This window comes from Oleiphilus sp. HI0080 (assembly GCF_001635135.1).
Genome location: NZ_LWFU01000381.1, coordinates 24,489 through 31,053 on the forward strand (window position 1 = coordinate 24,489; position 6,565 = coordinate 31,053).

General features: G+C 49.9%; 6 protein-coding genes. All 6 read right to left on the bottom strand.

The genetic code is table 11. From position 1 onward, the window contains the following. Window positions 1-5: 5 nt before the first annotated feature. Window positions 6-1,364, bottom strand: coding sequence for a flagellar protein export ATPase FliI (fliI, locus tag A3751_RS06315; RefSeq protein WP_082863091.1), 1,359 nt, complete (start codon window positions 1,362-1,364; stop codon window positions 6-8). Continuing rightward, on the bottom strand, window positions 1,357-2,331 hold the full coding sequence (locus tag A3751_RS06320) for a flagellar assembly protein FliH (RefSeq protein WP_068453487.1): 975 nt from the start codon (window positions 2,329-2,331) through the stop codon (window positions 1,357-1,359). The genes fliI and A3751_RS06320 overlap by 8 nt, the downstream gene beginning before the upstream one ends. A gap of 10 nt (window positions 2,332-2,341) precedes the next feature. Continuing rightward, window positions 2,342-3,373 carry a flagellar motor switch protein FliG gene (gene fliG / locus A3751_RS06325; RefSeq protein WP_068453489.1) on the bottom strand — a complete coding sequence of 344 codons (1,032 nt, stop codon included), beginning with the start codon at window positions 3,371-3,373 and terminating at the stop codon, window positions 2,342-2,344. After that, complete coding sequence (fliF, locus tag A3751_RS06330; protein WP_197466206.1) at window positions 3,366-5,063, bottom strand: flagellar basal-body MS-ring/collar protein FliF; 1,698 nt, start codon at window positions 5,061-5,063, stop codon at window positions 3,366-3,368. Before fliF ends, fliG begins: the two co-directional genes overlap by 8 nt. Window positions 5,064-5,100: 37 nt before the next feature. Continuing rightward, window positions 5,101-5,475, bottom strand: a complete 375-nt coding sequence (fliE, locus tag A3751_RS06335; RefSeq protein ID WP_068453493.1) for a flagellar hook-basal body complex protein FliE — start codon at window positions 5,473-5,475, stop codon at window positions 5,101-5,103. Between the two features lie 243 nt (window positions 5,476-5,718). Continuing rightward, the coding region (locus A3751_RS06340) for a sigma 54-interacting transcriptional regulator (protein ID WP_197466207.1) at window positions 5,719-6,565 on the bottom strand (847 nt) is incomplete at its 5' end.

Consider the following 6,565-nt stretch of genomic DNA (forward strand, 5'->3'; position numbering starts at 1 on the left):
GCGCATTACTCGGTTTTTGAGGCACTCTCGGCCTCGGGCGCGATCACATTTCGTAGTTGACCTATCGACACCTGGGAGGTGGCGCGTTCATTTAGGCCCTGCTGCAAAAACTGCTTCATGCGATCAATCCGTGAAATGGCAAAGTCCGTATCCGGATCGGAACCGGGCGAGTACGCGCCAACCGAGATAAGATCGCGTGCTTGTTGGTATTTTGCCAGTAATTGCTTAAAGCGTTGTGCCTCCTTAAAGTGCTGCGCTTCCGTCACTTGAGGCATGACACGACTAATAGAGGCTTCCACATCGATCGCTGGATAATGCCCTTCTTCTGCCAAACTGCGTGACAATACAATATGCCCATCCAAGATAGCCCGTGCTGCATCCGCTATGGGGTCTTGTTGATCGTCGCCCTCTGTTAGCACCGTATAAAACGCCGTAATTGAACCACCGCCTTCGATCCCATTTCCTGCGCGCTCAACAAGTTGAGGAATTTTTGCAAAAACGGATGGTGGATAACCTTTTGTCGCAGGCGGTTCGCCCACTGACAATGCGATTTCACGCTGAGCTTGGGCATATCGAGTGAGCGAATCCATTAGCAAGAGAACTCGCATTCCCTTATCACGATAGTACTCGGCAATTCGCGTACATAACGTCGAAGCGCGCATTCGCATGAGCGGTGAATCGTCCGCAGGCGATGCAACGACCACTGAACGCTTTAAACCCTCATCACCAAGAATGTCCTCGATAAACTCCTTCACCTCGCGACCACGTTCACCGATAAGTCCCACTACCACCACATCTGCGTTGGTAAATCGCGTCATCATCCCGAGCAACATACTCTTACCGACACCACTGCCAGCAAATAAGCCAAGACGCTGCCCAATACCTACAGAAAGCAGGCCATTGATCGCCTTGATTCCAACATCAAGCGGCGCTCTTATGGGGGCTCGTTCTAAAGGGTTGATGACATCTGCATTTGCAGGCACGTAGTGATCCGCATCAAGCTCTCCCTTCCCGTCAATCGGATATCCACTGCCGTTAAGCACTCGACCCAGCAGCCCCATTCCAACAGGCACATCATTTGTGTTCGCTAACGGCGTAACTCTAGCGCCTGGTTTAAAACCCTTCACAGCGGCCAACGGCATTAAAAAGGTCTTGTTGCCATCAAAACCTACTACCTCAGCTTCTATTGATTCTTGGTTTGCCCCCTCGATTAGGCATCGATCCCCGACAACCACCTGGCAGCCCTGTGCCTCAAGCGTCAAGCCAACCATTCTAGTCAGGCGTCCGCTCGCTTCTGGCGCAATCGAATCAAGCCCTTGCGCTGCTTGCTGATAATCCACCAAACGCTGAAGCAAATCACTCATGTTCTGGCCCCGGCTCTATCTCTGTCTCATCACTCGATGAATCCGAAGGAGACTCCTGTTCCATTGAGCGTTTCTCTTCACCATCAACCTGATCACTTGTCGCGTGCACATTCGATTCAGAATCGTTTGGTATGTTGCCTTGAACCTGCTCTTGCTCCGCCAACTGCTGACCTTCGCTGAGCAACGCACTTGAGTAATCCGTATGTGTTTGCATTGAGTCGGGCGTTTCTTGATGCACTTCAAAATTCTGTGCCTTTGCTGCGTCCATCAACATCGCTTGAACCGCGAGTTGGTAGCGTTTTTCTACTGTGTAATCAAGCACTTGGTCGGTCGTCTCGATAATACAGCCGCCCCTTGCTATTGCTGCATTCGGTCGCACCGTCGCCTCAGGGGAAAGCGCCTGAATGATGTCGACAACATACGTTCTATCTTGGGGGTTCAACTGGATTGTGATGTCTTGCGCGTGTTTGGGAAGGCTATCAATGCTGCGCGTCAAGGCTTGCTTGATTACGTCAGAATTCATCGTTGTTTCCAAGTGAATCACCGAGCGCACAAGAGCAAGCACGGTGTTTAAGAGAACTTGCTCAACGGCCTCTTTTTGTTCTTCGATTGGTTGAAGCAGATTGGTGAAGAGCTGTTCGAGCGACTTTTGGTTACTCTGCAGCTCAAGTCTTGCCTGCTCTTGGCCAAGCTTGAGTCCCTCTTGCTTACCCTCTTGCAGACCTTTCTTGCGGCCTTCGACGACACCCTGATTGAAACCATCCGCCTTACCCTGCTTGAGTCCATCTTGGTAGGCTTCTTTGCGTATCTGCTCTAAGTCATCTGCGGTTAAGGGCTTAACGGTTTCGGTACGTCGCATGCTCTGAGCAGCCGGTCCACCATCAGAAAGACTAGGCAGCTCCCAACGCTCATACGCGGTCATCTCTTTGACAGACTTAGCCGCCGCTTTGTCTTTTTGGTCGGTCATGCAACAATGCCTAGATCATTTCTTCACCACCGCCACCGAGAATAATTTCTCCGGAATCCGCCAGACGACGTGCGATGGTAAGAATATCTTTTTGTGCTGCTTCCACTTCTGAGACCTTAACAGGCCCTTTTGCCTCAAGATCATCTCGCAGAAGCTCAGCAGCCCGCTTCGACATGTTAGCAAAGATTTTTTCTTGAAGTTCTGTATCGGCACCCTTCAATGCCACGATAAGAACCTCGCTGGAAACTTCACGTAGCAAGGTTTGAACGCCACGATCATCCACATCTTTCAAATTATCAAAGACGAACATTAACTCTTCAATCTCATTCCCGAGTTCAGAGTCCATTTCTTTAATGTTGTCCATCAGGTCGCCCTCTATAGAGGACTCCATAAAGTTCATAATGTCAGCAGCGCATTTCACACCGCCAATTTTGCTTGTTGCGGTCGCCGTATTGCCAGAGAACTGTTTCTCAAGAATGTCATTCAGTTCCTGAAGCGCCTGCGGTTGAATCGTATCAAGCGAGGCAACACGCATCATCACGTCAAGGCGCACCTTTTCATCCAAAATACCGAGCACTTCAGCTGCTTGGTCGGACTCTAGATAAGACACCACGATAGCCTGTATTTGTGGGTGCTCGTAGCGGATCAACTCCGCGACAGCGCGCCCTTCCATCCACTTAAGGGTGTCCAATCCTGTGGTATTACCACCAACAAGTATGCGGTCAATGAGGCCTGATGCCTTGTCTTCTCCGAGCGCTTCGGTGAGCATGTTCTTGATGTATTCATCAGAACCGATACCCATGCCAGTTTGCCGGCCCACTTCTTGAATAAACTCTACAAGCACAGATTCAACTTGCTCTTGCGTCACATTTGCCATGTTCGCCATCGTCGTACCGACGCGGTGAACTTCTTTAGGCCCCATGTGTTTAAGAATCTGTGCGGCGTCTGCTTCGCCCAAGCTCAGCAATAAAATAGCCGCTGCTTCCAAACGAGGAAGTGCAGGTAGATTGCCACTAGTTTCAGCAGGTGCGTTATCAGCCATCGTGATTTACCCATGTTCTTACTACTTGTGCGACGCGCGCAGGATCTTCGGCGATTAAGCCCTTCAAAGCGTTTACTTGCTTATCATACCCTTCAGTCGCCCCGGGAAGCATAAAATCTTCACCTGATGACCCTAATGCAGCGACGCCTCCGCCACCTTCTACCCGATCGAACGAGTCTAGTCCACCGCCGTCCATGTCGCCGCCACCAAAGGATGCCTCTTTCGCTTGAGCACCGGAGCTAGCCAGATTTCTAAACGTTGGTCGGATCACAGCAAACACGACGATAAGCGCAACAATGACCGCAAGAGCCTTCCATACAACCTCCCAGAACCAAGATTGCTCCCAAAGCTTCGGCTCGATGAACTCTTCGACTTCTTGAGGAGCGAATGGAGTATTCAACACATTCACGCTATCACCGCGTGCAGCCGAGTAACCTACGGCATTGCGTACTAGCAGTGTTAGCCGTTCAAGCTCGGCGTCGCTCCATTTCTGGAAACTCACCTCGCCGGTTTCTGGATTAATATTCCGGATGTCATCAACCGCGACCGCAACAGTAATTCGGCTGATACGCCCTTTTTGATGTCTTGTGTAACTCACCGTTCTATCGACTTCATAGTTACGGGTTGACTGTTTTCGCAGACTAGTTGGATTTGCATCATCACCCTGAGCTTGCGCGCCTCCCGCCTGCTCTGGCGCTTGCGCATCTGCAGGCGGCTGATTTGCTAAAGCGCCAGGAATGCCACCGTCTAAACCCGCTGTTTTCTGCTCGTCTAAGGTCTGCTCACTTCGTACCGCAGCCATATCAGGATTAAACAGCTCTTCTGCCTCTTCGATCTCGGTGAAATCAACATCCGCAGAAACCTCGGAACGATAGCGACCAGTACCAACGATTGGCTCCAGTATGCTGCTAATACGATTATTCAGTACTGACTCCATTTTTCGCGAATACTCAAACTCACGCGAAACACGGGCATCTTCCTGGCTCTCATTATTCTTGGATAACAAATTGCCACGCTGATCCACTACCGTGACTTGGCTTTTATTCATTTCAGGAACACTGCCAGCAACTAGATTAACGATCGCCTCCACCTGCTCTCGAGTCACCCCACGTAAGTTAGGCACCTCAATCAACACCGATGCCGAAGGCGCGCGCGAATCTCGAACGAAAACAGAGCGCTTTGGAATTGCCAAATGCACCCTAGCAGAGCGGATATTTCTAAAGCTAGAAATCGTCCTGCCCAACTCACCTTCCAAGCCCCTTTTGAAGCGTGTGGACTCCATGAACTGAGAGCTACCGAGACCCTGATCCTGATCTAGGATTTCATAACCAACCGATTGGTCTGACGAAATCCCGGATGCAGCAAGTTTGATTTTCGCTTGATAAAGTTGCTCTGAAGCAACCAGCAATACCCCAGTCTTGGGATCAATCTTAAAATCGATCCCGTTGAGATTTAAGACACGCGTTACCTCATCCATATCCTGCGCTGCAATGTTTTGCATCGCTGGCTGGTAGTTCGGCTCCTGCAACCAAAGCACGAGTGCAAGCCCCAGTGCGACGCTGCCGGCAAGACCAATCATCAGTCCGATTTGTCGAAACAGTCCAAGGCGATTAACGCCTGTCATTAAATCGCTTTGCGGCGCCTCAGGGACGACGCTTGATGTGGTTGCTGGTACCGTTGCTTCACTCATGTTCGCTGCCACGCTTCGTATTTATAAATCACGCCAATTAAACCGGCATCTTCATGATATCTTCATATGCTTTGACGACCTTGTTGCGAACCTGAGTGACAGCGTCAAAAGCAACAGAGGCTTTTTGCGACTGGATCATCACCTGGGTAATGCTGACATTGGGATCGCCTTGCTCGTACGCTGTCTTCATCGCGCTTGAGGCTTTCTGCGCTTCGTTCACGCCATTTACAGCGCTAGATAGAAGCTCACTAAATTTCGGAACTTCGTTCGGTTTATTAACGGAATCAATGCGCGTTGGCGAGACCTCTGGCTTCAGATCTTCCGCGGGCTTGATCTGTGAGCGCAAGTTGCGCATCTCCGCCAATACTTGTGAAATATCGGCTCTGCCAGTGACTGAATTAATACCTGACATAAGCGCCTCCCCCGTTAAATGCGTCAACTTTTCGTTGCGTGATCATGTCTACCAAAGAGTACTGCACAAAACAGGCCAACAGCCCCTATTTAAGCGCTAAATTTCGAACGCCGATTTTAGACAAAAAAATGGGGCCTAAAGGCCCCGAATATCAGCAGATTGACAAACTAAATACTTACTCAAGTAAACACTCAAGATTTAGTCAGAGATAGAAAGAAAGCATCAAACAATTGACACTTTTCACTATGCTGCTATCTCTGAAGCAACGTCGATGCCAACTTCACGCATCTGAGCTAATTTATATCGTAGCGTTCTTGGACTAATACCCAGGCGCTCGGCTGTTTGCTTCTTCTTTCCACCCTCCTCGCGAAGAGTGTCGATAATAATTTGAAACTCGCGCAGCTTTAGATCCTTGTTTAACGCACTTGAGTCTATGTGCACGCTTAAACTCTGAGGGCTATCCTCCCCTTCGCTTCGCTGATGCGCAGCCGGTTCCGTTTCTACAAACAAAACTTCGTCAGCATCAGGTCGAACCGTCAAAGAATTGTCAGATACGGTGCTCTCAGGCATTTCCAGTATGAGATCCGACGACTCGATGACACTTCCTTCTGCAAGAATTAAGGAACGCTGAATCGCATTATCGAGCTCTCGTACATTTCCCGGCCAAGGGTAATTCACCAAGTGTTGTTTACTCTGAGTATCTAGCGTCATAGCTCCGCGACGCATCTTGGTTGCGTGCACCTGAAGTAAGCGCTCCGCGATTGGCAAAATATCATCGCGTCTTTCGCGCAGAGGTTTCCACGCCATTGGAAAAACGCTAAGGCGGTAAAACAAATCTTCTCGAAACTTGCCTGCGTCCACATACGATTTGAGCGCTCGGTTGGTTGTAGCTAAAACCCTGACATCAAGCTTGATTGGCTTCTTACCTCCAACACGCTCAACCTCTCGCTCCTGCAATACGCGCAATAGCTTTGCCTGCAAGCCGAGATCCATTTCTGAAACCTCGTCGAGTAGCAAGGTACCCCCATTTGCCTGCTCAAACTTGCCGGGAGAGCTGTTATATGCGCCCGTAAACGCGCCCTTTTCATGA

Bases quoted from the DNA above. Each gene is read 5' to 3' on its own strand.
- fliI (WP_082863091.1), bottom strand. From the start codon at position 1,364: ATGAGTGATTTGCTTCAGCGTTTGGTGGATTATCAGCAAGCAGCGCAA.
- A3751_RS06320 (WP_068453487.1), bottom strand. From the start codon at position 2,331: ATGACCGACCAAAAAGACAAAGCGGCGGCTAAGTCTGTCAAAGAGATG.
- fliG (WP_068453489.1), bottom strand. From the start codon at position 3,373: ATGGCTGATAACGCACCTGCTGAAACTAGTGGCAATCTACCTGCACTT.
- fliF (WP_197466206.1), bottom strand. From the start codon at position 5,063: ATGAGTGAAGCAACGGTACCAGCAACCACATCAAGCGTCGTCCCTGAG.
- fliE (WP_068453493.1), bottom strand. From the start codon at position 5,475: ATGTCAGGTATTAATTCAGTCACTGGCAGAGCCGATATTTCACAAGTA.